The organism is Pseudomonas sp. PAMC25584 (assembly GCF_058135675.1).
Window position 1 is genome coordinate 176,398 of sequence record NZ_CM176870.1, and the last position, 24,829, is coordinate 201,226.

Sequence of the window (24,829 nt, forward strand, 5' to 3'; positions counted from 1 at the left end):
CACGTCCTTATCGCCGGTATTTAAAGATACAGATACAGGTTTGAACGCTGTAAATCCTATTGCCTCAAATAACCGAGGGAGAATTCAGGAGTTAGGTATGGACCCTGACAAAGGAAAGCTGGCGTTGCATGAAGGCCAAGCAGCCGTTCAGCTAGAAAATACGTTTGGAAGTACGTTGGAACGGGTAGAGCCTATCTTAGGACAGAAAAATCCTGACTTTGTATTTACGGATGGGCCATATTCTGGGAAAACGGTTGATTTTATGTGGACTGACTCAAGTCGATCCTCGCAAATTAATAAGTTTTTTTCAAATAATGCAGCGCAAAATCAAAGGCAGCTCATTGATCACTTAAATAAAGCTGATATAGTTCCTATCGACTATAGAAATCTTACGCCCGGTAACCAAGGGATGGTCAACGGCTGGATTAAGTTGCTGCCACAAGAGCAACAAAATAAAATATTAATTTTGCGGTGATCTCTATGGGTATGTATATATCAATAAATGAGTCTTCAGGCTGGGGGACTTCAGGTGGGGTGTTTGATTGTATTGTCGAAGGTACAAGAGCACTCTTCACTCATGATCAATGTAGCTGTATGAGGAAGATATACGAGGCTCTAGATGAGCAAGCGCAGAGCTTCATCGTTCTAGATAATATTACAGACGATTGCTTCAATTTGTTCTATAGCCATTGCGAAGCGGCAATGAAGATTTTTCCTGAAAGTGACCGCGGAAAGATTGTGCCTGAAAATCATATCCCAGGAATACTGTGGAATTGGTCTGAAGTTTTACGGCTTATGCGAGAAGATATTCGCTATAAAGATAAATAATTTGGTGCAAAAGGGCCAGGTTCTGCTGGTACGGGCACGACGGCGGGTAGTAATGTTGCAAGTACAACGCCTAAAGTTGATGTTTTTTGGAATAAAACAACAGTTCTAGATAGGACTGTTTATCAACGTAACGACCTCTTTGACCCAGAGGCCCTATCGACCTGGAGAGTACGAGGTAAAACTGTTGAAGGCTCAAACCTTGAGAGGATGGCCTCGGGTCGAGCACCAATTGGGTATGATGGGAAATCAGTTGAGTTACATCATCTCTCGCAAACTGAAGTTAATGGATTCGCTGGTACTCGTGGTTCACTTGCAGAAGTTGGTTCTGTTTTCCATAGCCAGAATAGCAGTGTTCTTCATGTCCCATCCAATGCCGCTCAAAGCTTTAGGTATACTCGTTACAAAGACTCTGCAGAATACAGAAACCCTACGACTGATTATGTTTCAGTTCCTACGGACTTGAATGCAAAAACATTGACAAAGCAGGCTAAAGAGTTTAACTCTTATCAGTCGGATTATTGGAAGTTGCGGGCTCGGAGCGGGGAGTAATTAGGCGTGGATTATTCGAGAATAATTAATCTTATTGAAGAGTCGGATTTCGTTGAGTTTGCTGATTATGGTGACGGGATTGCTGATGAGTGGATTTATAAAGCTGAAGCTCGTCTTGGGTTGAAGTTGCCTGATAGCTATAAATGGTGGCTGAAGTTTTATTCTGGCGGGGAAATATCTGGGGAGGAGATTTATAGTATCTACGAAATGGATTTTGATAGTGTAAGGGGTGGTGATATCGTTTATATGTCAATCGTTAACGGTCGAAATGGGTTGTGTGGGAAGGAGAGGCTATTTATCTGCGAACCGCCGGGTGCAGGGGAATCATTTTATTTTGTCACGGACGATGGTCTTAATGATGGAGAGTATCCTGTTTATAGGCTTGAACTTTCTGATCAAACTTCTAGTTTGTATGCGAAAAACTTTATCGATTTCTTAGAAAAAAGAATAATGTCTTTCAGTTGAATAACGATTCTGCGTTTAAAAAATGGTTGGGGGAAATAGGGGTCAGACCACGATTAGTACACCAATGTATATTGGTGGTCTGACCCCTATTTTTGCCGATCTGTTATGGCTCCCCGGTAACCGCGTCCGCGAGCCTGGCGGCGTCGAAAATGAACAGCGACTACCAGGCCGTCACCGACCAGAGCGGCTTCTTCGCCGGTAAGGGCGGCTACACCATCGACGTGGCCAAGAACACCACCTTGCAAGGTGCGGTGATTGCCAGTCACGCCACGGCCGACAAAAACCTGCTGCTGACGGATCGCCTGTTGGTCAGCGACATCAAGAACAAGAGCGAGATCAAGAGCCAGTCGGCCGGCGTCAGCGTCTCCGGTTCCTACAGTGGCGGCGCGAGTACCCTCACACCGGGCGCCCTGTACGGCATGGCACTCAACGACTCGGACCACAGCTACACGCGTAGCGCGGTTAGCGAAGGCACGATCGTGGTGCGTAACCCTGAGGGGGCGGGTGACCTGGTCGGCCTTAACCGTGACACGGCCAACGCCAACCAACGCCTCGACAAGCCTGACGAAAAGGCCATGCGGGAACGCATGGACCTGATCAAAAGCTCGATGGAGCTGACCAAGGGCATTGGCGATGCGATTGCTGCGGCCAGGATCAGGGCCGCCGACGACCCTAACAGCGATGTGAACAAAGCGACACGAGACAAGCTCGTGCAGGAAGGGGTTACCAACCCGACGCGGGATCAGATCAACCAACGTGCCCAGCAGGACTATGGCGTAGGGAGCAGCTTTCAGAAAGCCAGCCAGGCAGTGACGGCTGTGGTGCAAGCGGCCATGGGCGGCAGTGTTGGTGGAGCGTTGGCGGGGGCGGCGGCGCCGTACCTGGCAGAAACCGTCAAGGACATGACCAAGGGAGACCCGAATGCCAACGTGATGGCTCACGCGGTGTTGGGTGCCATTCTTGCCAAAGCTGGCGGTAACTCAGCACTCGCAGGTGCAGTGGGTGCTGTCGCTGCGGAGGGAACCGCGCGGCTGATCAAGGAAAGCCTGTATGGCGATGTCAGTAACGAAAACCTGTCCGAAGCGCAAAAGCAGACAATTTCCAGTCTCTCGACCCTGGCGGCTGGGCTCTCCGGATCGTTGGTTGGCAAGGACGCGCTGAATGCGGTGGCAGCCGCGCAGGTTGGGAAGAACGCTGTTGAAAATAACCTTTTGAGCCCATCCAACGAGTCTTTGCTTCAAAAGGCTCGCGACTCGTTCAAGCGCAACAAGTACACCGTCGAGGACGCAAAGACGCTTATCGCGCTCGATCAGCGAGGTCAGATTTCAGATGCTCTGGTTGAGCGCCTGCGCCGCAACCCAGACTCGATGTCGGCTGCCGATAAAGCCGCAGCGCTGGCGTACCTCGCGGATTACGCAAACGCACTCGTTGCGGCGTATGGGCAGGATGAGGCTGATCGTCGCATCTACGCGCTTATGCGGCCCGGTCCTCTGCGGCAAAGCAACGATGTGGCGTACGCGGCTGGGAATTCCATTAAAGACGCTTCACTGGAACGGCTCTATCCCGGCGATTTGTCGGCGCAGATGAACCGCACTCCTAGCGAAAACGAACAGCTTTACCGCGAAGCGCAAAAGACATTGCGCATCGGACAGAACTACCAAGGAGAGGCTGCAATCGGTACGCCGGCTTTGTATGTGCTGGGCGGGGGCGTGGGTTTGGCGATACGGTTGGTGACGGCTGAAAGTGGCGTATTGCAGGCTACTTATGGTGGGGTGCAGACCTACAACGGTGATTCGGGCGACGGCGCCCAAAACATTTTCCTTGGGCTTTTGAACGCGTCAGCTGCTGGGTTGCCGAGCGTGTTTAAGGGGCAGTCGGTTGCAGGCAGCACGAAGGGGATGACACCCAAAAATGAGAGCGTGGTTGGGGCAATACCTGACGCGGAGCTCGGCGTTTTGGTTGATAGAAACGTTCTGCAAGCCGGTCCAGATTTCGCCAAAGGTCCAAAAGCGACAGTTCAAGCGCCTCTGGTTTCCAAGGGGGCGGATGTAACTCCTGAAATTATTCAAAAAGCTTTACAAGTCGATTCGACTATTAGTGCACAAAATTTTGTGTCGCTACCTGCGATTCAGAGATACGTTGATCGACTTCTTGCTGGAGATACAGCTCCGGCAATCAAGATGGACGGTAATGTAATTGTTGATGGAAATCATCGATATATTGCTGCCAAAATACTGGGGCTAGAGCCTGATGTGGTACCGTGGGTGCTACCACCTAACAAAGTGGGTATGACTAAGCCTATATCTGATGTCAAAGTTGATCCGGCTGATTGGGGTAATAAATGATTACTTTGTATTTTGAAACCGGTGAGGCTTTGCAGTATTCATGCGACAGTTTTGTTGGTTTGGATTTTAATGGAGCTAGCTTGCATCGTGCTATATTTCAAGGGCTGGATGTCAGTAATGCAAATTTTGCCAATGCAAATCTAAGAAATGCTATTTTTGACTTTGCTATTTTGAATGGCTCCTGCATGAGTAATGCAGCATTAATGAATGCCACATTGACCTGTGCAGAAATGGAAGGTGTCGATCTTTCGGGCGCTATTGCTGTTGGTGCAATTTTTGCTGGGGCAAATCTTTCGATGTCAAATCTAAAGAGTTTAGATGTGCGAGGGGCTTGCTTTAAAGGAGCTAATCTATGTGGTGCTAATTTTTTAGTCGAACAAATAGAAGAGTCTGAGTTGTCTGGTGCTCAGTATGACAGCGAGACTGTTTGGCCCAGTGGGTTCAACCCCGTTTTGTACGGTGCAATAAAGATTTGAAAAGTTGCTGAAACGGTAACGGTGCAAAAGGTTTTGGCAAAGTTGAAGGCACCTATTCGGCGGTGAAACCAGGGGGAAATAGGGGGCAGACCACGTTTTGCATTTAAGTGGTTTTCGCGGATATTGTTCATTTTTTTAAAAATATTTTGCAATTATTGTGTTGAGTTGCTCTCGTTAAGGGGGGCTGAGCTGAAATGCCTTAATCTTATAAGGAAAATAGGGGTCAGACCACGATTAGTGCACCAATGTATATTGGAGGGAATAGGGGTCAGACCACGTTTTGCATTTAAGGAGCTTTCGTGGCTATTGTTATGTTCTTTAAAAGAGAGAGTTATTCGAGGAGTGGTGTATCGTCCGAAGGCTGTTTTTCTAAGTCTTATAATGGTGGCCTGATCCCTATTTCTTCTATTTCTTACTTCCAAAGTTATTGGTGGAAAGGTCGGAACACTGGGGGGCAAGAAATGATTAATCCGAAATCGAGTTTGCAAGCATTTGCACTGTTGTTTGTATATTGTTTTGTAGTGTTTATGTCCGTAAGCATTATTGGAGTACTTTTAGGAGCAGTAATAAATTTTCTTAAAGGTGGTCTATGGAAGTTCGGATGGTCTGATATAACAGGTTTAATCGCTGGTGCTTTGATTTATACCGTTTTTGCTACAGTAGGGATTTGGTTTTTGTCTAGATTGAATGCGCATAAAGCTGCAAAGAGGAAATAGGGGTCAGACCACGTTTTGCATTTAAGGAGTTTCCGTGGCTATTGTTCGGTTCTTTAAAAATAGAGTTGTCCGAGGAGTGGTGTGTCGTCCGAAGGCTGTTTTTTCTTAGTCTTATAATGGTGGTCTGATCCCTATTTCTCCGGGGTTTGTAAAAGTGCCTCTGAAGATGGGGTTGGCTGATGGTTTGAACAAGAAAAAATCAATGTTTGATGTGACGGTCAGAAAGTTTGATAATAACCAATTTATTCTTGGTAAAAAGGCGCCGTATGGTGGTGCAATGTTGCTGTATTTTCTGTCCGTGGGCACGAAAGGCAATAGCCTTTACAATGAGGCGGTCGATGCGAGCAAGTAAACTTATAAATACCCTGCTGCTGATAGTTTCATTGTTGGCGGTGGTGTGTGGGGTGAGTACGTTTTTCGGCATGATGGTCGCCATAGTGGTTGGTATACTGCTTCGCACAGATTCGAACTGGGTGTTCATCTGGATTGGATTTCCCTTGTCAGGAATATTTGCTGTGTACTGGATAGTTACACGGTGGGATTATGTGAAATCTTTTATATCCGGGCGTGGTGGGTGGTAGAGCGGGTAATCGGGGTCAGATAACGTTTGTTTGAGTGGCTGTGGAGCTGACCTTGAAATATTACGATCTTTAAAAATTAGTTTTTTATTTTTATCTATTTGAAATGCTTTAAATAAGGCGGTTATAAAAATAACCGTCCATTTTCATTTGTGAATTTTGTGAATTCAACTTCCGCCCAATCACACCCATACCGCAGCGGAATAGCCAGCAACAGCGCAAAGTCGTGAAGCACTATCGCGTCACTGCTGATCTCCTCCCGAAATGCGAGGTTCTCCAGAAATTTAGTTGCCGCACGAATGCGATACGCGGCGGCGTCATAGAGAACATCGAGGGGTGCTTGCGTATCGATCACCAGTGCGGGGATGGTAGGAAATAGAGGTCAGACCACGTTTTGCATTTAAGGAGTTTTCGTGGCTATTGTTCTGTTCTTTAAAAAGAGAGTTATCCGAGGAGTGGTGTGTCGTCCGAAGGCTGTTTTTTCTTAGTCTTATACTGGTGGTCTGACCCCTATTTCTAATTGTCATCAATACCTGAGCAGGGCGGCCTGGACGGGCCGCCCGGTATAACTCAGGACGGGTTGGCGTTCAGCCTGCGACTGATCACATCCAACAAATCACACCCATCGCGCAGCGGAATCGCCAGTAGATGGGCGAAGTCCTGCAGCACCACGGCATCGCTGCTGAGCTGATCGCGGAAGGCCAGGTTTTCCAGGAGTTGGGTGACGGCTTGGATCCGGTGCACGGCGGCTTCGTGGAGGACGTCGAGGGGGGCTTGGGTGTCGATGAGCAGCGCGGGGACGGTGCAGTCGTGGCCGGTCAGGGGCATGTAACGGTTCATAATTGGCACTCTGTTAAGTGGTTGAGGCCACCACTCAATCGTCGCCAAACGAATGGGTGGCAGCTGTACGCAGGTTGGCGAACCGGCAACAGAGTAAACCGGCAGACCCGGGGGTCTCCCGCGCACAGCCGCCATAAAAGGCACGACTTTGCGGGTGCAAAAACACCTGCATGAAAGCGGATTGCTTTTGCACTCTGTTGTCAGGTCGCCAAACCTGATCGCCATTTGGGCGACGGCCGGACTATAAGCCCCTCACCCAAAACCGCGCAAGGTATCAGAGTGATGGCACAATGCCTCATGCAATGCCATCCGCTGCCGACACACTGGTGATGCCCAGACGCATCAAAAATCTGAACCGGCCTTCGCCAGCGTTTTCGAAACCGCCCCACCGCTACCCACAAGGAAGAAATACATGATCAAGTTGTTCTGCAAAGCCGCTGTCGTTGTGTCCCTGGCCACGCTGTTTGGCTGTTCTTCGACCCCGTCGGTGGAGAAGATGCAGGCTGACGTGGCGAGCTATTCGCTGCCCAAGGCTGCCGTGGCCGATAAAGGCCTGGTGTATGTCGTGCGCCCTAGCAACGTCGGGATGCTAGTACGGTTCAACGTGTTCCTGGATGACAAGGAAGCCGACTCGGAGATGGGTTACAACCGCGGTAACCAGTACATCTATTTTTTCGTGACGCCAGGCAAGCACGTGATCAGCTCCAAGGCTGAAAACTGGGCGGACATGCCAATCGACGTCAAGGCCGGTGAGGTGGTTTACCTCAAGCAGGAAGTCGAAATGGGCTTTGCCGTGGCGCGCAACAGCCTCAAAGTGCTGAGCGATCTGGAAGGCCGTTATCTGGTCAAGGATGCGTCCTTGGGCACCGTGGCAAAAGAAAGCAAGTAAGTTAAAAGCGCTTAAGGCGGCCGAGCTCGGAGCCCGGCCGTTGTCGCTGTTCATCCGCCCTGCACACTTAGCTTGATAAGGGGCTGACACGCGACTCTTCAACCCTCGTTGACTGACACGCGACATAAGCCGGAGTGGCACCGTATGGACGCAAATCCCCCGCTAAACGCCCGACCCTTCCGGCCCGCAATTGTTTAGACCCAAGGAAGCTCTTCAATGAAACTGCATCGTCTGTTTATCTCGCTCACTGCTCTGGCGACCTGCACCAGCAGCTTCGCCGCGGCGCCTGCCCTGCAAAGTTTTCTCGCCTGCGACCAGAACTCCCTGGCGGTGGTAAGCCAGCCAGGGCTCAAGGAACGTGTCGCCCATAAGGTGGAGAACGGCAGGATCACGCTCAGCGGCGGCACAAAATCCGATATGGGCCAGCGTTGGATGTTCGATATGCCACTGACGCTTGACGGTATGACCTTGACCGGCTTTTTCGCCGAAGACCAGGACCTGATGGGCTCGCGCATCATCAACTGGGGTTTCTACACCGAGCAGGCGCCCGACGCGCTTTACGCACAACTGAGTAAAGTACCGGGTACGGGGTTGGAGAAAGCCAACGGTATCTACGCGCGTGCGCAGATCTGGTCGCAGAAGCAATCAGCCTGGGTACCGGAGGGCGGCGATGACAACGCGGGCAAGCTGGTCACCGATACGGCCGAACGCATCTTGATGGTCGAGCCCGCACCCAGTGACCTGGCCAAGACCAGCAAAGGCATGATCACCTGTTCGGTTCAGGGTGCGGTGAGCGCAGCGATGCTCAAGACCACTCGACCTGACCTGATCAAGTGAACTGAGGCCGGCAACGATACCGCGGGCATGCTGAATGCCTGCGGTGTTCTCTGGTTTTTCGCGAGCAAGCTCGCTCCTACAGAGGGCGGGGTTACAGCAACTTGCGTTGCACCGCTTCATCCAGCGTGCTGCGCGTCAACGCCTCGACCACTTCCCGCGTGTCCGCCTGGAACGGGATGCCCACGATCAGCACCAGGTGCATCCAGGTGCGTACCGACTCACTCTTTTTGACGCGCCCGAGTTCTTTGCCGTCTTTGTCCTTGAACACGGTTTCCAGGGTGAAGGTGTTCTTCGCCGTGGACGGGATGATGAAGAACGTCACGCCAGTGATGATCGCCGAGGCCATGCTGAACTGTTCGTTGTTGTACAGGGTGGCGTCGGCGTAGATGTCCGAGTCGACCTTGTCGGTGCTCACCCGCGAGAAGCGGTTGGACTGGCGAAACGAATCCGCCACGGCCTTTTCCCACAACGCCGCCGGAGCGCCGGCGGCGGTGTTGCCCGGGCCGCTGTTGACCTGGTTGAGCGCGGTGGTGCGCACGAACGCGGTGGGTTTTTGCGCCGGTGCGTTGGCGGTCGGCGGCCAAGTTTGCACGGGAGGCAGTTCGTGTTGCGAGTAAGACACGCAACCTGTCAGCAAGATGGCCGCGAGGACCAGGCTGTGTTTGATCAATCCTTTCATGTGTCGCTCCTTGAAATTACGGTTTGGCCAGCTTGGCAGTGGCGCTGTCGAGCAGTTGCGCGACCAGTTCGTTCAGTTGCTTGGCGCCCATGGTCGGGGCCCAGTATTCGCGACCGTAGAGGCCGACGTTGCGCTCGAACTTGACCTCGTGTTTGGCGCTCGCCAGTTGCTTGCCCTCGCGATCGACGATCACCAGGTCGCCGGCCACGTCGAAGGTGTCGACGTAGATCGGGCCGTTGACCCAGATCCAGACCGTCAGCGTCAGCAAGGCGCCGGGGACATAGCCCGGGTGGATGCCACGGTGGCCCTTGAGGGAGGTCATGTTGAACTTGAGCGACACGTCCTGCTCGCCCAGGCGCACGGGGTATTCGGTGACCTGCTTGAAGTAGCCCGCAGTACTCACGTACTGATTGAGTTGGGCGGTGAGCGAGCGGCTGATCGCGGTCTTGTTGGCGTCGTTGACGTCGGCGACGCTCACCGTCACATCGGCGACTTGTGCGCTGCGCGGGCTGGTGACGGCGGCAGGGTGGAGCGGGGCGCCAATGGGGCCGGTGACGGTGTAGGACACACAACCGGTCATCGACAGAGCGGCGATCAGGGTCGCTGCTCGGAAGAGGTTTTTCAACACGCAATATCCCTATTAATAAGTGAGCCAAGTCACTGTCTCGACCGACTGGCCGAAAACTTGAGGAATGTGCGTCACCGCACGCCCTCCGACGAAACACCTTGAGAACCCCTCTCAACCCCGTAAAATGCTGCAGCCGTTGCGACACGACATGTTCAGGGATGAAGTCAGTTACGCGCGTGTTCTTGCCGTTTAGCAGGCTTGCCTCCCTCCCTGAAACTGCCGCCCTTGGCCCGACGCCTTCGACCTCGAAGGAGTGGGTATCGCCTCGTGCCCGGTTTCCCGTTACACCGAGCTCTGCTGACTTCCTCACTTTAGGAGCAACATGTGAAAACACTGTCCCAAATCCTGCTCTCCGGCCTTGCCGCTGCAGCGCTGCTGACCGTGGCCGGTTGCGCCACGGAGAGCAACCGCGCGATGCCGGTGGAACAAGTCGCCAGCGCCAACATCGCTTATTCCGGCGTGCGCGTGCCGATTGCCGTGGGCAAGTTCGATAACCGCTCCAGCTACATGCGCGGCATCTTCTCCGACGGCGTCGACCGTCTCGGCGGCCAGGCCAAGACCATCCTGATCACCCACTTGCAGCAGACCAACCGCTTCAGCGTGCTGGACCGCGACAACATGGGCGAAATCTCCCAGGAAGCCGCGATCAAAGGCACCGTGCAGAAGCTCAAAGGCGCTGATTACGTGGTGACCGGCGATGTGACCGAGTTCGGTCGCAAAGAAACCGGCGACCGCCAGTTGTTCGGCATTCTCGGCCGTGGCAAGACGCAAGTGGCTTACGCCAAAGTCGCGCTGAATATCGTCAACATCAGCACCTCCGAAGTGGTGTATTCCACCCAGGGCGCCGGCGAATACGCGCTGTCCAACCGTGAAGTGATCGGCTTCGGCGGCACCGCCAGCTACGACTCCACCCTCAATGGCAAGGTGCTCGACCTGGCCATGCGCGAAGCGATCAACCGCCTGGTCGACGGCATCAACGCCGGCGCCTGGAACCCGCGCAACTGATCAGCAACACCTCAAGGAGCAATACACGGATGAGCAAGGCAGTGAAGTTGGCGCTGATGCTGACAGCAATCGCGACGGTCGCCGGGTGCCAGACGGCGCCCCAACCCCTGTATCAATGGGAAAGCTACCAGCCGCAGGTTTACGAGTACTTCAAGGGCGAGCCCAAGGAAGCGCAGGTCGAGGCCCTGGAGCGCGATCTGCAAAAGATCAACGCCAGTGGCCGCAAAGCGCCGCCGGGTTACCACGCCCACCTGGGCATGCTGTACCTGAGCATGGGCAAGGATGACCAGATGGTGCAGGAGTTCCGCACCGAGAAGGCGCTGTTCCCCGAGTCCGCCGCGTACATGGACTTTTTGCTGAAAAACGCCAAGACCGGAGTCGCCACTAAATGAGCCTATTGAAACTCACCGGCGCCTTGCTCGCCCTGGCCTTGCTCGGCGGTTGCGCTGCACCCAAGACCATTGATTACACGGCGTACAAGCAGGCGCGGCCGAAGTCGATCCTGGTGCTGCCGCCGATCAATGAATCGCCGGAAGTGCAGGCGTCCTACAGCATGGTCTCCCAGGTGACCTACCCGTTGGCCGAAGCCGGCTACTACGTGCTGCCGATTGCCCTGGTGGACGAAACCTTCCGCCAGAACGGCCTGACCACCGCCAACGATATCCAGGGCGTGGCGCCGGCCAAACTGCATGACATTTTCGGTGCGGATGCGGCGCTGTACATCACCGTCAGCGAATACGGCACCCAGTACATGCTGATCTCCAGCAACACCACGGTGACTGCTTCGGCCAAACTGGTGGACCTGCGCACCGGCATCACCCTGTGGACCGGCTCGGCGCGCGCGTCTAGCGAGGAAGGCAACAACAACAACGGTGGCGGCCTGGTGGGCATGCTGATCACGGCGGCGGTCAAGCAAGTGATCAACAGCTCCACCGACGCGGCGCATCCGATCGCGGGCATCACCAGTGCGCGTCTGCTCTCGGCAGGGCAGCGTACCGGGCTGCTGTACGGTCCGCGTAATCCGAAGTACGGCACGGACTGATCTCACCGACGATCAAATGTGGGAGGGGGCTTGCTCCCGATGGCGGTGGGTCAGTCACCCGATGCAGTGGCTGATACTTGGCAATCGGGAGCAAGCCCCCTCCCACACTGATTGAGGTGTTATCTAAACCAGGATTCGATCCGAACGCTAACGGCGGGGCAGCGCACTGGACCGAGTTAACCGTCTCGATTCGGGCACCACCGAAGATCAAATGTGGGAGGGAGCTTGCTCCCGATAGCGGTGGGTCAGTCGCCCGATGCAGTGGCTGATACTTGGCAATCGGGAGCAAGCCCCCTCCCACACTGATTGAGGTGTTATCTAAACCAGGATTCGATCCGAACGCTAACGGCGGGGCAGCGCACGGGACTGAGTTAACCGTCTCGATTCTGGCACCACCGAAAATCAAATGTGGGAGGGGGCTTGCTCCCGATAGCGGTGGGTCAGTCGCCCGATGCAGTGGCTGATACTTGGCAATCGGGAGCAAGCCCCCTCCCACACTGATTGAGGTGTTATCTAAACCAGGATTCGATCCGAACGCTAACGGCGGGGCAGCGCACTGGACTGAGTTAACCGTCTCGATTCTGGCGCCACCGAAGATCAAATGTGGGAGGGGGCTTGCTCCCGATAGCGGTGGGTCAGTCGCCCGATGCAGTGGCTGATACTTTGAAGTGCGCCCCAAAAGTTGGACAGTGATTGTTAGGCTACAGCGGACCTGGCTCTGTACGCTACAGGGCTCAGTCCGCCAAGTTTCGTTTTGATTCGCTTATGGTTGTAGTAATGGATGTATTCAGCCAGTCCAGCCTGCAACTGAGCCACACTCTCGAAGCTTTCCCGGTAGTAAAACTCTGACTTCAACGTGCCGAAGAAGCTCTCCATTGTGGCGTTGTCATAGCAGTTTCCTCTGCGTGACATGCTCTGTTCCAACCCTGCTTTTTCTAGTCGATCCCGGTACTTCGGGTATCGATAGTGCCAACCTTGATCCGAGTGCAACATGGGCTTGACGCCCTCAGGCAAGCGCTCAAGAGCTTGTTCCAGCATGTCGCCCACCAGGGCATATTGGGGGCGCGTGGCGGTTTGATAGGCCACAATTTCTCCGTTGTACAAGTCTAAAACTGGAGACAGATATAGCTTTTCGCCTGCCACTTTGAACTCGGTGACATCCGTTACCCATTTCTGATTCGGTTGCTCAGCCTCGAACTGACGAGCCAGGATGTTAGGCGATACTTCTCCCATTGGTCCTCGATACGATCTGTATTTCTTCGGTCGCACCGTACATTTCAGACTCAACTCCCCCATCAGTCGCCGCACAGTTTTACTGTTGATCAACTGTCCGTCGCTCCGCAGAGCTAAAGTCATACGGCGATAGCCGAATCGCCCCTTATGCTCGTCTTGAAGGCTCTGGATAGAGGCTTTTAGCGAAACGAACCGGTCTGCTCCGTCCATCGCCTTGAGTTGGTAGTAGTACGTGCTGCGGGCGAGCCCAGCCAGCTTGAGCAAATGGTCCAAGGGGAAGCTGTGCCTCAACTCAGAGACTAATTGGGCTTTTTCTTCGCTTCTTTCTCGCGCCTCATCACTGCCTCGCCTAACTCCCCAAGCTTTTTTAGGTAGGCGTTCTCCATGCGCAAATACTGGAGTTCATCAAGTAAAGCCTTGTGAGCACGTTCTTGGTCGGTGAGTGGAATGGCCGTTTTTCGAGGTTTAGCAGGTAGCTTGGACATAGCGGTATTCGATCCTTTTTCCCCTGAGGCCAGGGCTTCAATACCGCCACTGTAATACTGCTGCTGCCATCTGCCCACTTGGGTAGAGTCACCCAGATTGAAGAGTGCCGCTGCGCGGCGAAAAGAAAGGGAGTCACGCCACATGCGTTGCAGAACGGAGAACTTGAACAAAGCACTGTAACGTCCACCGGTACTACTCAGACTGGCCTCACCGTGCAGCCGGTAAGCTTCCACCCAACGGCGAAGTAAAGTGGGGTCCATTTGAAATCGAGCAGCAATATGGCGAAAGCCTCGGCCTCGTTCCAGGAAGGCGGTAATGGCGGAAAGCTTGAACTGCGTTGTGTACTTGCTCATGAAAAAGCCCCAGGAGTTGGATGGGTGTCCAACTTCTGGGGCGCACTTCAACTTGGCAATCGGGAGCAAGCCCCCTCCCACACTGATCGAGGTGTTATCTAAACCAGGGTTTAACCCGAACACCCCGCGCCCTGCGTCTGACCTTGTGAACGGATCATTTATTCACGAGGTTCAGTCCATGTCCCGTCCTCTGCTTTTCCTGCGTCCTGCTGCCCAGGGCTTTGCGGTTACCTTGCTGGTGGCGCTGGCCGGTTGTGGGCTGTCTTCGTCGCCTGATTTAGCCAAACCGGCTGAGCCCGTCGTCGAGCTGCAAAACACGCCGGTCCAGGGTGCTTTGGTCAAGCGCATGGCGATGCCTGCACCGATGCGGATGCAGGCGTCGGCGAGCCTGGATTACCGCAGCGAGCCCCGCGAGCAATACGCCAACCTGCCGGACAATCCGGTGCATCGGGTCGCCGAAACGCCGGTCTCGACCTTCAGCATCGACGTCGACACCGGCAGCTACGCCAACGTGAGGCGTTTCCTCAACCAAGGCCGTCTGCCGCCCGAGGGCGCTGTGCGACTGGAGGAAATGCTCAACTATTTCCCCTATCACTACGCGTTGCCCACCGACAGTTCGCCCTTTGGCGTGACCACCGAACTGGCGGCCACCCCGTGGAACCCGCGCACTCAACTGCTGCGCATCGGCATCAAGGCGTCCGACCGCGCCGTGGCAGAGTTGGCGCCGGCCAACCTGGTATTTCTGGTCGATGTGTCCGGCTCCATGGACCGCCGCGAAGGCTTGCCGCTGGTGAAAAGCACCCTGAAATTGCTGGTGGATCAGTTGCGCGACCAAGACCGCGTGTCCCTGGTGGTCTACGCCGGTGAGTCGCGCGTGGTGCTTCCGCCGACCTCCGGGCGCGACAAAGTGAAGCTGCGCAACGCCATCGATCAGCTCAGCGCAGGCGGCGCTACCGCCGGCGCATCAGGCATCGAATTGGCCTACCAGATGGCCCGCGAAGGCTTTATCGAGCAGGGCATCAACCGCATCCTGCTGGCCACCGATGGCGACTTCAATGTCGGCGTCAGCGATTTTGACAGCCTCAAGCAGATGGCCGTCGAACAGCGCAAAAGTGGTGTGTCGCTGACCACCCTCGGCTTCGGTGTGGATAACTACAACGAACACCTGATGGAACAACTGGCCGACGCGGGCGACGGCAACTATGCCTACATCGACACCCTGCGCGAAGCGCGCAAGGTGCTGGTGGACCAACTCAGCTCGACCCTGGCGGTGGTGGCGCGGGACGTGAAAGTGCAGGTGGAATTCAACCCGGCCCAGGTCAGCGAATACCGCTTGCTGGGTTATGAAAACCGCGCATTGAAGCGTGAGGATTTCAACAACGACAAGGTCGACGCAGGAGAGATCGGCGCCGGGCACACGCTGACCGCGCTGTACGAAATTGTACCGAAGGGCGAGCAGGGCTGGTTGGAGCCGCTGCGCTACGCCTCCGCACCTGCGGCGCAGGGCCAATCCGCTGAGCTGGCCATGTTGCGCGTGCGCTATAAGCCGGCGGCCGGTGGTGCGAGCCGTTTGATCGAGCGGCCGGTGGCCAGCCAGTCGGCCAAGGCCAGCGACGACCTGCGCTTCTGCGCCGCCGTGGCCGCCTTCGCCCAGCAACTCAAGGGCGATGGCCGCTACACTGGCAGCATGACGTTGCAGGACACCGCCGCACTCGCCCGCTCGGCCCGGGGCGACGACCCGTTCGGGCTGCGCAATGAATTCGTGCAACTGGTCGAAGTGGCCCAAAGCCTCAAACCTTGATCGTCAACACGCCGACCGGAAAGGAGTTCGCCACCGACATGCCCGCTCCAGATGATTCACCCAGCGACGAATCGCTGCTGGCCCGCTACCGAACCGGTGACGGTGCCGCGTTCGAAGTCTTATACGCGCGGCATCGCCAGGGCCTGTACCGCTTCCTCGTGTCCCTGAGCAACAAGGCCGAACTGGCCGAGGAAATTTATCAGGAGACCTGGCTCAGCCTGATCCGCAGCGCCACCCAGCCACAAGGCCGGGCGAGTTTTCGCACCTGGCTGTTCCAGATCGCCCGCAACCGCCTGATCGACTACTGGCGCAAGCACGGCATCCACAACCCGTTGCACGACAGCTACGATGAGCAACTGCACGCCCAGCCCGACACCTGCGCCGGCCCCGAGCAGCAACTGAGCCTGAGTCGCGACCAGGCGCGTCTCGACGCCGCGTTGCAAGACTTGCCCGAAGACCAGCGCGAAGTCTTCCTGCTGCGCCTGCACGGCGACCTCGAAGTGCCGCAAATCGCCGCGCTCACCGGCGCCCCGCTGGAAACCGTCAAAAGCCGCCTGCGTTACGCCCAGCAGAAACTGCGCCGCCTGCTGGCCGAGGAGATACCCGCATGACCGACTCCCGACACACCCCCGACGACCGGCTCATCGAGCATGTTCGTCAATACAGCAGCGGCGAACCGCCGGCGTCCCTCGACGCCTTCATCCTTGCCACCGCCCGCCGCGAAACCCCGGCGCCGCAACCGAGTGTGTGGCAACGCTGGCTGCAAGCCTGCCAACGTCCGCGCTGGCAAATGGCATTCGCCACCGTCGCAGGCTTGGCGCTGATGATCGGCGTGGTCATGCGCTCGCCCGTGCCAGCCCCCGACATCTCCCCCGCGACCTTCTCCGCGTTCCACGAAGAAGCAAGCCGCCCCGCCCCGCCAGCACTCTCCGCTCCCGCGCCGATGGCCCGAATGGCCGCCGCGCCCAAGACCGAAAGCGCGCCGGTCCAAGCCGAAATTGCCGGTGCGCTGGCGGATCAATCGATGGCCAAACTCAGCAAGCGTGCGCCGGTCGCACTGCCTTCATTGGAGGAGGCGTTGCAGGAGATCGTGAACCTGCGCGCAGCCGGGGAAAGCAAAGCGGCGGATGAGAAGTTGCTGGCGTTGCACGCGCGCTTTCCCCAGGAGGACTTGCCGGCGCGGTTGGAGATGTTGCAGCAGTAGTCAGAAGCTGGCGTGTGCGAAGCACGCGCCAGTATCAATCGACGCTGACGGGCTCAACGTCGGCCCAGTGTTCGCGTATCTCGAGAATGTCGGGTAGGCAGTCCATAAAAACCTCGACCAGTTCCGGATCGAAGTGTTGGCCGCTTTCCTGCTGGATTAACCCTGTGGCGTCTTCAACTGACCAGGCAGGTTTATAGGGGCGCACGCTGGTCAGAGCATCAAACACATCAGCCACGGCAACTATTCGGGCGGCATGGGGAATGTCTTCACCCGCAGTCCTGCTTGGGTAGCCGGTGCCGTTCCATTTTTCGTGATGGTTCTGCGCGATGATCTGCGCCATATGCAGCAGTCCAGAAGGGTGCTCACCGATGATTTTGGCACCGATAGACGTGTGCTGGCGCATGATGGTCCACTCGTGTTCAGTGAGCTTTCCCGGTTTTTGCAGGATCGCGTCGGGAATGCCTATCTTGCCAACGTCGTGCATGGGCGCTGCATGCAGCAAGTCTTCTGCTGCCAACCGGCTGTAACCCGCGCCCAGGGCCAGCGTCTTGGCATAGTGGCTCATGCGGATAACGTGCAGTCCAGTTTCGTTGTCCTTGAACTCGGCTGCGGTACCCAGCCGCTGAACGATCTGCAAACGTGTATCGCGTAGTTCTTGTGCCTGCACCAAGGACAGATGGGTGCGCACACGCGCTTTGACGATGCCGGGATTGTAAGGTTTGCTGATGTAATCCACGGCCCCTAGCTTAAGGCCGAGCATCTCGTTGTCAGCCTCGGCCAGGGCACTGACGAAGATAATGGGGATCGAGGTCGTACTCGAGTCCTGCTTGAGCGCCGTGCAGACGTCATAGCCCGAGAGCCCGGGCATCATGATGTCGAGCAGAATCAGATCCGGCCGATCAGCCTGCGCCAGCTCTAGCGCCTTGTAACCGTCCTTGGCGAAGAGTAAGCGGTACTCATCTTGCAGCGTGTGGCGCAGCACCTGGAGATTGGTCGCTTCATCGTCGACCACCAGCAAGGTCTGGCGAGTGTCCTTCATGTACTTCATGCAATGGTCCTGCTCATGCTTGAGTTTCCAGGGTGTGGTCGGCAACGAGTTGCTGCAGCAGGGTTTGAGCTCGCCCAAACTCAAAAGCATCGACCGCCGTTCGCAACACCTGAACGTGTGTATGTTCGCCCAGGCTCTCGAGCCCGGCGCAGACCTTCTCTAGCGCTGTGTCGTTCAATTCGTTGTGCGCAAGACAGGCCAGCAGTTGGTGCATATGGGCTAGCAGTTCGGAAGCGGAGGGCTGCGCCAAGGGGCGTTGCTTCTCAACGAGTAGCGCGTTGCTGGCTTGTAATTCTCGGGTTACGGACGCTAGCAGAGTACGCAGCTCGGTGATTTGAGGGCGTGCCTCTTCATGCCTTCCTGTCCTGACCCTATCCTCCAGCGTGCAGGCCAGTTCGGCCACGGAGGGGAGCGCTAAGTTGCCGGACGCCCCATGGATGCCATGTAGGCTGAGAAGTGTCGTCTCCCAGTCGATATCGGCGTCCGCGTCACCCGGCAGCGGATGGTTGGTAGCCGCTGACTCCAGGAACTGCTTGAGTGCCTTGGCCAGGCGCTTTTCACTGCCCCATAGTGAGATGCCTGAGTTCCAATCGATCAGTGGGTGCGGTGCAAGGGGTTTATCGGTGTCGCCGCGGAGAGCGAGGGCGCGTTCGATCTTCAAGACCCCGGCGATCTCATCGAACAGTCGAGGGACGTCTAGCGGCTTGACCGCGAAGCCGTCCATTCCGGCCAGCTGTGCGGTTTGTCGGTCTTCGGCCAACACGCTGGCGGTGAGCGCGATGATTGGGGTGTGAGCGCGAGCGTGTGTGCGCTCGTACTGACGGATCAGCCGCGTTGCCTGCAGGCCGTCAGTGCCTGGCATGTGCACATCCATCAAGATGAGATCGAAGTGATCGCTTATGAATTTCGCGACAGCTTCGCCACCATCGCGCGCAGCCACGACCTGATGTCCGCGGCCACTGAGTGTCAGGGTCAACAACTCGAGGTTTTGGGGCACGTCATCGGCGATCAGAATCTTCAGCGGTGGCAACACCTGCTGGGGCGCCGCAACCGGTGTCGCCTCGGGTTTTTGTCCTATCGGCAGGGGCAGTTGCACATGGAAGATACTGCCATGTCCGAACTCGCTCACCACCTCAATACTTCCCCCCATCTGCTCGACCAACTGACGCGCAATAGTGGTGCCCAAACCGGTACCGCCGAAACGCCGGCTGATGGACGCGTCGGCCTGAGTAAACGGTGCAAAAATCAGTTCGATTTGCTGGGGCGTCATGCCAATGCCGGTGTCCGCGACTTTGACGTGCACCATGGCGTCCGTATAGCTAAATGAAACTTCAATACCACCACGCTCGGTGAACTTGATGGCATTGCCGACAAGGTTGGTCAGGACTTGCAAGATTCGAAGGGGATCACCTTGAAAGTATTCAGGCATGTCGGTCGGGTAGTGCGGGGTGAGCGTCAGGTGCTTACTCTGCGCGCCCAAGCGCATTGAGGATTCGATCTGTAGAGCAAGCCCTTTGAGCGAAAAATCAATGGACTCCAGCGTCATGCTCCCATTTTCCATCTTGGTGGTATCAAGAATGTCGTTGATCAACCCGAGTAGCAGTCTGGATGATTGCCCCACTGTGTGCAGGTGGTTGCGCTGGATCGATGTCAGATCACCCTGGAGAAGTAACTCGGTGAAACCGATGATCGAGTTCATCGGTGTACGAATTTCGTGGCTCATATTGGCCAAAAAGGTGCTCTTGGCGATGGCCGCGCGTTCGGCGCGTTCAGCGGTCTCGCGTAATGAGGCTTCCAGCGTGTGGCGCTCGGTGATGTCGGTGACGAAACCGACAAACAGTAGCTCATTGGGCAGGTCTACCCGGCCGACGGCAAGCCGCATTGGCATCAGGCTGCCGTCCTTACGCAAGCCCATGACCTCCCGGCCGATGCCGATGATCTTCGGAGCACCCGTGGTCTTGTAGTTATGCAGGTAACCATCGTGCTGCGACTGATCGGGTTCGGGCATCAGCATATTGATGTTGCGGCCAATGGCTTCATCGGCGTTCCAGCCAAACAGCCGTTCCGCCGAATGGTTGAAACTTTGGATCAGGCCTCGGCTATCGATAGTGATAATGCCATCGACTGCGGTGTCTAGGATGGCATCCATGCGTGACTTGCTTTCCTCAATCTTGAGGTTGTTCTCTTCCATCGTTCGGTACAGCTTGCGTGAATGGATCAAGCCATTGAGTGCAAGCACCAGCACCGTCACCGTGACGGTGAACGTGGAAAGCGCGATAGACGCGAATGTAGTGTTAAGCAGAACACCTGGCGAGGTGCTGTTCGGCACACCGACGAACCGGACTGCTGCCATGCCGGTGTAGTGCATGCCAGCAATTGCCGACCCCAAGACGCTCCCACTGACCAGCAACCGTTGCATTGAGGTCAATGTGGTTCGTAGCAGTCGGTAATGCACCCACAAGGCGAACACGGCGAGGACGATCGCCAGCACGATGGAAAGCGTGAAGATGAGCGGGTCATAACGCATCTGCAATGATGTTTGCATCGCTGCCATGCCGCTGTAGTGCATCGCCCCGATACCTAAGCCCACCAGGGTGCCACTCATGACGAGATGCAATCCGGTGACGGTGGGACTTGCAAGCATGCGCAGAGCGAGCCAGGAAGCCACGCAAGCCGGCAGCAGAGAAAAAAGGGTCAGGCCGGTGGCGTAGTGGACGTGGGTATGCAGCTCGAACGCCAACATGCCGATGAAGTGCATGGTCCAGATGCCACCGCCCAGGGCGAATGCACCTGTGCTGACAGCCATGTGTCGATGCAACGCGCTTTCGGCTTTGCGTGCAATCTGTGCGGTTTGCAGCGACATGGTGGCCGAAAAGATCGACACCAGGATAGATAGCACTACCAAGCCCGGATTGTGCGAGCCCGGCACGTAGAGTGCTGCGACCGGCGTGTCGATAAACAGGCTATAGAAACCCCCCATGTCGCGTTGACTCCTTAATGCGGAAGATGGTCGGTTAAAGGGCACAGAACCGGTGATTAGAAGCATCGGCGAGTGAGCTGAATTCTTGAGGGAGGGGCGACGATACGTGTTGCCAATGGGCTTGCAGGGTCGGGGCTGGCGGCGAGACGCAGCGTCTCACGGTCTCGTCGCCACTTCGTGCGGTCTGATATGACGCGTCTCATTCGAACGCGATCCCGGCCCTGCTTGGGTTTCCATCGGACCGCTCTAAGCAAGGGCTATTCAGCTGTTTTTGCGGATCTGGCACCGGCCTTGCTCTAGCTCTGGCTACCAGCCCGACTGGCAACCCAATAATAAAAACAGGTGCCCGATGTCCAGCCCAGCCCCTTTCCCTGTTCTGCCCGTGGCGGCGTCATGAGTCGTGTGTCGCTGACCGTTGGCATCACCCCGAGCAGGCCAATCGACTGATTCTGGACGTTGTGCAACCGCACTGACGCCCCTGCTGGCGGACGCTGGCGGGGCGCCAGGACCAACCGTTTCAAGGAGATTTCGCGATGACCCTTTCGATCAATCCGCAACGCAGCATGCGTGCCGCTGTCTGGCACGGCCGTAACGATATCCGCGTCGAAGACGTTCCGCTGCCCATTTCGCCGCCTGCGGGTTGGGTGCAAATCCGCGTGCAGTGGTGCGGAATTTGCGGGTCCGATTTGCATGAGTACGTGGCCGGGCCGGTGTTCATACCGGTTGACGCCCCGCACCCGCTGACCGGGATAAAGGGCCAGTGCATTCTCGGTCATGAGTTTTGCGGCGAGATCGTCGAACTCGGCGCCGGCGTGCAGGGCTTCAGCGTCGGCGAGCCGGTGGCGGCCGATGCGTGCCAACATTGCGGCACGTGCTACTACTGCACCCACGGGATGTACAACATCTGCGAGAACCTGGCCTTCACCGGGCTGATGAACAATGGCGCCTTCGCCGAACTGGTCAACGTGCCAGCCAACCTACTGTACAAATTGCCGGCGAACTTTCCGGCTGAAGCCGGGGCACTGATCGAACCGCTGGCCGTGGGCATGCACGCAGTGAAAAAAGCCGGAAGCCTGCTCGGGCAAAACGTGGTGGTGGTCGGTGCCGGCACCATTGGCCTATGCACCATCATGTGCGCCAAAGCGGCCGGTGCCGCGCAGGTGATCGCGCTGGAAATGTCCGGAGCGCGCAAGACCAAGGCCCGGGAAGTGGGAGCGACCCATGTGCTCGATCCGAATGAGTGCGATGCCCTGGCCGAAGTACGACGCCTTACGGGCGGGCTCGGCGCGGATGTCAGTTTCGAATGCATCGGCAACAAACACACGGCCAAGCTCGCGATCGACCTGATCCGCAAGGCCGGCAAGTGCGTCCTGGTGGGAATCTTCGAAGAGCCCAGCGAGTTCAACTTTTTCGAGTTGGTGGCGACGGAAAAACAGGTAATGGGGGCGCTGGCCTATAACGGTGAGTTTGCTGATGTGATCGCGTTTATCGCTGATGGACGGCTGGATATCACGCCGCTGGTGACGGGGCGCATTCAGTTGGAACAGATTGTGGGGCAGGGCTTTGAGGAGTTGGTTAAGAATAAGGAGCACAACGTGAAGATTATTGTGTCGCCTGCTCGGGTTTGAAGTGGGCGACGACCGTTCACTGATCGAGCCATCGCTTCGACCGCCGCTCCATGCTCCCGGTTGAGGACTGGCAAAAGCTCAATCGCACAAAAAAGCCCCGCCAGAGCATCACCCTGCGGGGCTTTTTATTAGCCTGCTGCTGTCACGGTTTTTTGCCGGCCGATTTGCCGTTCTCTTTAATATAATCGCCATAAAAAGCGGCCAGTAGCCACTAGACAACTGATGTATAGCCTCGTACCTTCAATCTAAACGCCCTGCGAAACCTTTCTTACGCCTCATTTGCTGGTGTGAAATAGCCAACCTAAAAACCGACGTATACCCGGATATTGAGGTAACAGGTTCGATGCAAGGGACACACTCAGAAAGCCTACCCAGACGCGACGCTCGGCCAGAATTTTGGCAGCTTTCCATGCGTTGTTGCCAGTTGGCGGGTAGCGTAGACGTTGCCTTCTTTTTTATTTTTCTCATTCTGGGCTCGCCCATTTTGGCGTGGATAAACGTGGTCAGTGTGGCCATGTATGTCTATGCCTATCACGCCTTCAAGCAGCGACGAAATCGGCTGGCAGTTCTCCTGATACGCATTGAAGTACTTGTACACGCAGGGCTGGGCACCGTTCTAATCGGCTGGGGAAGTGGTTTTCACTATTTCTTGTTAATGTTTATTCCAGCCCTGTTCGTCAGTATGCGGGCCCGTAGCGCCTGGATATACGCCGGTTGGCTTTGGGCCTACTACGTAAGCCTGGATGTAGTGATGTGGTTCGTAAGTCCTCTGCAACCCATCTCCTCCAATGCTCTGTTGGGTGTGCATGTTTTCAACCTGACAGTGGTGTTCTGCATGTTCAGCTATCTCGCGCTGTTCTATGTGGTCACGGTATCCCGCGCGCACAAGAGCCTGGCGCGCATGGCAACGACGGACTCATTAACTGGCCTATTCAACCGTCGGCACATGATTGCGCTGACCGAGAAAATTCTGGCACGACATCATAGGCGCCCCAGCAATCTCACCTTGATGTTGATGGATATAGATCACTTCAAGCAGGTCAATGATTTGCACGGTCACGATACCGGCGATCGTGTCCTCGAAGCGGTGAGTGAACTACTCAAATGTTCAATGCGAGAGCAAGACTTTATCGGCCGCTGGGGCGGCGAAGAATTTCTCTGCATATTGCCGGACACGGATTTTAGCCATGCAACTGATAGCGCAGAACGTATACGCAAGGCTGTGCAGGCGTTGGAGATTTACAGCAATGGCAAAAAAGTCAGCGTGACTCTGTCCATCGGCGTCACTCAATATCGCGTTGAGGAGGTGCTCAGCGACGCTATTGCACGGGCCGATTGCGCGCTCTACGAGTGCAAGTTAGCCGGACGCAACAGGGTCGAGGTAGTTGGGGTCTAGATCTCTGATTTCGGCCGATTCGGGTAGCCCAGCTTTTTTTGCCTATTCCACAAACCACCTGATCGACACCGAGCACGGCGTGGTCTTACTGCTTACGGGGCCGCGCCGATGCTAGCCGGCGTTCAGACAATCTAAACATCCGACTGTTTTCAGCAGGATCGTCCGATCGCTGCCTGTCGAGACGAACGGGAGTCGGCCCAGAGCTGACGCATGCGACAGACGCCTGTCGGCCTGGACCGGACTTTTGAGTGCGGGAATTGCCCCATTCTCATCTTCCAGACACGAGCGACTGCTATGCAGATACGTAAACTGACCTACGACGACCTGCCTCACGCGAGCGCTCTTTGCCTCGACGCGTTCATGATTGCGGTTGCGCCCTCGCTGTCGACGCAGGGTGTGGAGACCTTCGCCAAGGTGGCAGCGGCGCAGGCGTTTGCCGACCGTATGGAGGGCGACAACCTAATGCTGGTGTGTGTCGCGGATGGGGCGATAACGGGGCTGATTGAACTCAAGGAAGGGCGCCACGTGGCGATGCTGTTCGTCGCGCCGGGCTCGCAACGTAGGGGCATCGGCATGCGCCTGATGAGCGCTGCACTGGAGCAAGTCAGGGATGAGGTCGTGACGGTCAGGGCATCGTTGTGTTCGGTGGCAGCCTACGAAAGCTATGGATTCGCCCTGTCAGGAGACGTGGGCGAGTTCGCAGGGCTTATCTATCAGCCGATGGAGAAGCGGCTGCCTTGATTCTCGACAGTAGTGTTCGGCGTTTGATTTCAGTGCGCCTTACTTCCTGTATGCCTCCAGTTATAGGGGCAGACAGGGACGG

Annotated in this window: 25 protein-coding genes and 1 pseudogene; 18 read left to right on the forward strand and 8 right to left on the reverse strand. The window is 56.1% G+C overall.

All coding sequences use genetic code 11. From position 1 onward, the window contains the following. Positions 1-97: 97 nt before the first annotated feature. The 7 genes and pseudogenes from ACS5Q8_RS00800 (at position 98) to ACS5Q8_RS00830 (ending at position 5,379) form a co-directional block, all read left to right on the forward strand. Positions 98-475, forward strand: coding sequence for a hypothetical protein (locus ACS5Q8_RS00800; protein WP_465159739.1), 378 nt, complete (start codon positions 98-100; stop codon positions 473-475). 5 nt (positions 476-480) lie between these two features. Further along, positions 481-828 (forward strand): hypothetical protein, encoded by a 348-nt coding sequence (locus ACS5Q8_RS00805; RefSeq protein WP_426102763.1) that lies wholly within the window; start codon positions 481-483, stop codon positions 826-828. A 207-nt stretch (positions 829-1,035) separates the two neighbouring features. Next, positions 1,036-1,377 carry an HNH/ENDO VII family nuclease gene (locus tag ACS5Q8_RS00810; RefSeq protein WP_083351518.1) on the forward strand — a complete coding sequence of 114 codons (342 nt, stop codon included), beginning with the start codon at positions 1,036-1,038 and terminating at the stop codon, positions 1,375-1,377. 6 nt (positions 1,378-1,383) lie between these two features. Continuing rightward, positions 1,384-1,842, forward strand: a complete 459-nt coding sequence (locus tag ACS5Q8_RS00815; protein WP_128591908.1) for an SMI1/KNR4 family protein — start codon at positions 1,384-1,386, stop codon at positions 1,840-1,842. A 95-nt stretch (positions 1,843-1,937) separates the two neighbouring features. Then, positions 1,938-4,187 (forward strand): annotated as a pseudogene (locus ACS5Q8_RS00820) (VENN motif pre-toxin domain-containing protein); the annotation flags it as partial. Beyond that, positions 4,184-4,663, forward strand: coding sequence for a pentapeptide repeat-containing protein (locus ACS5Q8_RS00825; RefSeq protein WP_426102765.1), 480 nt, complete (start codon positions 4,184-4,186; stop codon positions 4,661-4,663). The pseudogene ACS5Q8_RS00820 and the gene ACS5Q8_RS00825, both read left to right, overlap by 4 nt. A gap of 299 nt (positions 4,664-4,962) precedes the next feature. Beyond that, positions 4,963-5,379 (forward strand): hypothetical protein, encoded by a 417-nt coding sequence (locus tag ACS5Q8_RS00830; protein ID WP_426102767.1) that lies wholly within the window; start codon positions 4,963-4,965, stop codon positions 5,377-5,379. Between the two features lie 199 nt (positions 5,380-5,578). On the opposite strand, the gene ACS5Q8_RS00835 is transcribed toward ACS5Q8_RS00830, so the two are convergent. The 3 genes from ACS5Q8_RS00835 to ACS5Q8_RS00845 form a co-directional block, all read right to left on the reverse strand. Beyond that, positions 5,579-5,860 (reverse strand): hypothetical protein, encoded by a 282-nt coding sequence (locus tag ACS5Q8_RS00835; protein ID WP_426102769.1) that lies wholly within the window; start codon positions 5,858-5,860, stop codon positions 5,579-5,581. A gap of 221 nt (positions 5,861-6,081) precedes the next feature. Further along, a complete protein-coding gene (locus ACS5Q8_RS00840) occupies positions 6,082-6,324 on the reverse strand; it encodes a hypothetical protein (RefSeq protein WP_426102781.1) in 243 nt (80 codons plus the stop codon). Positions 6,325-6,527: 203 nt separating this feature from the next. After that, positions 6,528-6,785 carry a hypothetical protein gene (locus tag ACS5Q8_RS00845; protein WP_426102783.1) on the reverse strand — a complete coding sequence of 86 codons (258 nt, stop codon included), beginning with the start codon at positions 6,783-6,785 and terminating at the stop codon, positions 6,528-6,530. A gap of 508 nt (positions 6,786-7,293) precedes the next feature. Here ACS5Q8_RS00845 and ACS5Q8_RS00850 point away from each other — a divergent pair. Continuing rightward, positions 7,294-7,686 carry a DUF2846 domain-containing protein gene (locus ACS5Q8_RS00850; RefSeq protein ID WP_247401806.1) on the forward strand — a complete coding sequence of 131 codons (393 nt, stop codon included), beginning with the start codon at positions 7,294-7,296 and terminating at the stop codon, positions 7,684-7,686. Positions 7,687-7,902: 216 nt separating this feature from the next. Next, the gene (locus tag ACS5Q8_RS00855; RefSeq protein WP_443692773.1) at positions 7,903-8,523 is read left to right on the forward strand and encodes a hypothetical protein; all 621 of its coding nucleotides are present in this window, start codon (positions 7,903-7,905) and stop codon (positions 8,521-8,523) included. A gap of 91 nt (positions 8,524-8,614) precedes the next feature. Here the strand turns inward: ACS5Q8_RS00855 and ACS5Q8_RS00860 are convergent, their stop codons facing one another. Together ACS5Q8_RS00860 and ACS5Q8_RS00865 are read right to left on the reverse strand one after the other, a co-directional pair. Then, a complete protein-coding gene (locus ACS5Q8_RS00860) occupies positions 8,615-9,202 on the reverse strand; it encodes a hypothetical protein (protein WP_465159740.1) in 588 nt (195 codons plus the stop codon). 16 nt (positions 9,203-9,218) lie between these two features. After that, positions 9,219-9,830, reverse strand: a complete 612-nt coding sequence (locus ACS5Q8_RS00865) for a hypothetical protein (RefSeq protein WP_247401795.1) — start codon at positions 9,828-9,830, stop codon at positions 9,219-9,221. 324 nt (positions 9,831-10,154) lie between these two features. On the opposite strand from ACS5Q8_RS00865, the gene ACS5Q8_RS00870 reads away from it, so the two are divergent. Genes ACS5Q8_RS00870 through ACS5Q8_RS00880 form a run of 3 tightly spaced genes read left to right on the forward strand, consistent with a single transcriptional unit; the run spans position 10,155 to position 11,877 of the window. Then, positions 10,155-10,835 (forward strand): CsgG/HfaB family protein, encoded by a 681-nt coding sequence (locus tag ACS5Q8_RS00870; protein ID WP_247401792.1) that lies wholly within the window; start codon positions 10,155-10,157, stop codon positions 10,833-10,835. Between the two features lie 29 nt (positions 10,836-10,864). Further along, on the forward strand, positions 10,865-11,227 hold the full coding sequence (locus tag ACS5Q8_RS00875; protein WP_017848623.1) for a DUF4810 domain-containing protein: 363 nt from the start codon (positions 10,865-10,867) through the stop codon (positions 11,225-11,227). Next, positions 11,224-11,877 (forward strand): DUF799 domain-containing protein, encoded by a 654-nt coding sequence (locus tag ACS5Q8_RS00880; RefSeq protein WP_276195756.1) that lies wholly within the window; start codon positions 11,224-11,226, stop codon positions 11,875-11,877. Before ACS5Q8_RS00875 ends, ACS5Q8_RS00880 begins: the two co-directional genes overlap by 4 nt. A gap of 696 nt (positions 11,878-12,573) precedes the next feature. Here the strand turns inward: ACS5Q8_RS00880 and ACS5Q8_RS00885 are convergent. Continuing rightward, positions 12,574-13,949 (reverse strand): IS3 family transposase gene (locus tag ACS5Q8_RS00885; protein WP_465159113.1). Its coding sequence is split into 2 segments (ribosomal slippage): positions 12,574-13,446 and positions 13,449-13,949, totalling 1,374 coding nucleotides; the frame shifts between segments, so codons are not numbered across the junction. A gap of 178 nt (positions 13,950-14,127) precedes the next feature. Between ACS5Q8_RS00885 and ACS5Q8_RS00890 the strand changes: the two genes are divergently transcribed. The 3 genes from ACS5Q8_RS00890 to ACS5Q8_RS00900 are packed head-to-tail and all read left to right on the forward strand — an operon-like array spanning position 14,128 to position 16,954. Then, complete coding sequence (locus tag ACS5Q8_RS00890) at positions 14,128-15,750, forward strand: vWA domain-containing protein (RefSeq protein ID WP_465159741.1); 1,623 nt, start codon at positions 14,128-14,130, stop codon at positions 15,748-15,750. A 38-nt stretch (positions 15,751-15,788) separates the two neighbouring features. Beyond that, positions 15,789-16,361: an RNA polymerase sigma factor gene (locus ACS5Q8_RS00895; RefSeq protein ID WP_276195759.1), complete on the forward strand. Its 573-nt coding sequence runs from the start codon at positions 15,789-15,791 to the stop codon at positions 16,359-16,361. Then, entirely contained in the window at positions 16,358-16,954 is a 597-nt protein-coding gene (locus ACS5Q8_RS00900; protein WP_276195760.1) for a hypothetical protein, read from the forward strand. Before ACS5Q8_RS00895 ends, ACS5Q8_RS00900 begins: the two co-directional genes overlap by 4 nt. A 34-nt stretch (positions 16,955-16,988) precedes the next feature. On the opposite strand, the gene ACS5Q8_RS00905 is transcribed toward ACS5Q8_RS00900, so the two are convergent. Both ACS5Q8_RS00905 and ACS5Q8_RS00910 read right to left on the reverse strand, forming a co-directional pair. After that, positions 16,989-18,002 (reverse strand): response regulator, encoded by a 1,014-nt coding sequence (locus ACS5Q8_RS00905; RefSeq protein WP_465159742.1) that lies wholly within the window; start codon positions 18,000-18,002, stop codon positions 16,989-16,991. Positions 18,003-18,015: 13 nt separating this feature from the next. Next, on the reverse strand, positions 18,016-20,982 hold the full coding sequence (locus ACS5Q8_RS00910; RefSeq protein WP_465159743.1) for an MHYT domain-containing protein: 2,967 nt from the start codon (positions 20,980-20,982) through the stop codon (positions 18,016-18,018). A 563-nt stretch (positions 20,983-21,545) separates the two neighbouring features. Here ACS5Q8_RS00910 and ACS5Q8_RS00915 point away from each other — a divergent pair. The 3 genes from ACS5Q8_RS00915 (at position 21,546) to ACS5Q8_RS00925 (ending at position 24,747) form a co-directional block, all read left to right on the forward strand. Continuing rightward, a complete protein-coding gene (locus tag ACS5Q8_RS00915) occupies positions 21,546-22,610 on the forward strand; it encodes a 2,3-butanediol dehydrogenase (RefSeq protein WP_247400187.1) in 1,065 nt (354 codons plus the stop codon). Between the two features lie 343 nt (positions 22,611-22,953). Then, positions 22,954-24,006 carry a GGDEF domain-containing protein gene (locus tag ACS5Q8_RS00920; RefSeq protein ID WP_465159744.1) on the forward strand — a complete coding sequence of 351 codons (1,053 nt, stop codon included), beginning with the start codon at positions 22,954-22,956 and terminating at the stop codon, positions 24,004-24,006. Between the two features lie 294 nt (positions 24,007-24,300). Beyond that, on the forward strand, positions 24,301-24,747 hold the full coding sequence (locus ACS5Q8_RS00925) for a GNAT family N-acetyltransferase (RefSeq protein ID WP_426101761.1): 447 nt from the start codon (positions 24,301-24,303) through the stop codon (positions 24,745-24,747). Positions 24,748-24,829 lie beyond the last annotated feature (82 nt).

Bases quoted from the DNA above. Each gene is read 5' to 3' on its own strand.
- ACS5Q8_RS00900 (WP_276195760.1), top strand. From the start codon at position 16,358: ATGACCGACTCCCGACACACCCCCGACGACCGGCTCATCGAGCATGTT.
- ACS5Q8_RS00805 (WP_426102763.1), top strand. From the start codon at position 481: ATGGGTATGTATATATCAATAAATGAGTCTTCAGGCTGGGGGACTTCA.
- ACS5Q8_RS00920 (WP_465159744.1), top strand. From the start codon at position 22,954: ATGCAAGGGACACACTCAGAAAGCCTACCCAGACGCGACGCTCGGCCA.
- ACS5Q8_RS00850 (WP_247401806.1), top strand. From the start codon at position 7,294: ATGCAGGCTGACGTGGCGAGCTATTCGCTGCCCAAGGCTGCCGTGGCC.
- ACS5Q8_RS00855 (WP_443692773.1), top strand. From the start codon at position 7,903: ATGAAACTGCATCGTCTGTTTATCTCGCTCACTGCTCTGGCGACCTGC.
- ACS5Q8_RS00825 (WP_426102765.1), top strand. From the start codon at position 4,184: ATGATTACTTTGTATTTTGAAACCGGTGAGGCTTTGCAGTATTCATGC.
- ACS5Q8_RS00915 (WP_247400187.1), top strand. From the start codon at position 21,546: ATGCGTGCCGCTGTCTGGCACGGCCGTAACGATATCCGCGTCGAAGAC.
- ACS5Q8_RS00905 (WP_465159742.1), bottom strand. From the start codon at position 18,002: ATGAAGTACATGAAGGACACTCGCCAGACCTTGCTGGTGGTCGACGAT.
- ACS5Q8_RS00890 (WP_465159741.1), top strand. From the start codon at position 14,128: ATGTCCCGTCCTCTGCTTTTCCTGCGTCCTGCTGCCCAGGGCTTTGCG.
- ACS5Q8_RS00895 (WP_276195759.1), top strand. From the start codon at position 15,789: ATGCCCGCTCCAGATGATTCACCCAGCGACGAATCGCTGCTGGCCCGC.
- ACS5Q8_RS00910 (WP_465159743.1), bottom strand. From the start codon at position 20,982: ATGGGGGGTTTCTATAGCCTGTTTATCGACACGCCGGTCGCAGCACTC.
- ACS5Q8_RS00835 (WP_426102769.1), bottom strand. From the start codon at position 5,860: ATGAACACCCAGTTCGAATCTGTGCGAAGCAGTATACCAACCACTATG.
- ACS5Q8_RS00845 (WP_426102783.1), bottom strand. From the start codon at position 6,785: ATGCCCCTGACCGGCCACGACTGCACCGTCCCCGCGCTGCTCATCGAC.
- ACS5Q8_RS00810 (WP_083351518.1), top strand. From the start codon at position 1,036: ATGGCCTCGGGTCGAGCACCAATTGGGTATGATGGGAAATCAGTTGAG.
- ACS5Q8_RS00800 (WP_465159739.1), top strand. From the start codon at position 98: ATGGACCCTGACAAAGGAAAGCTGGCGTTGCATGAAGGCCAAGCAGCC.
- ACS5Q8_RS00875 (WP_017848623.1), top strand. From the start codon at position 10,865: ATGAGCAAGGCAGTGAAGTTGGCGCTGATGCTGACAGCAATCGCGACG.
- ACS5Q8_RS00925 (WP_426101761.1), top strand. From the start codon at position 24,301: ATGCAGATACGTAAACTGACCTACGACGACCTGCCTCACGCGAGCGCT.
- ACS5Q8_RS00860 (WP_465159740.1), bottom strand. From the start codon at position 9,202: ATGAAAGGATTGATCAAACACAGCCTGGTCCTCGCGGCCATCTTGCTG.
- ACS5Q8_RS00880 (WP_276195756.1), top strand. From the start codon at position 11,224: ATGAGCCTATTGAAACTCACCGGCGCCTTGCTCGCCCTGGCCTTGCTC.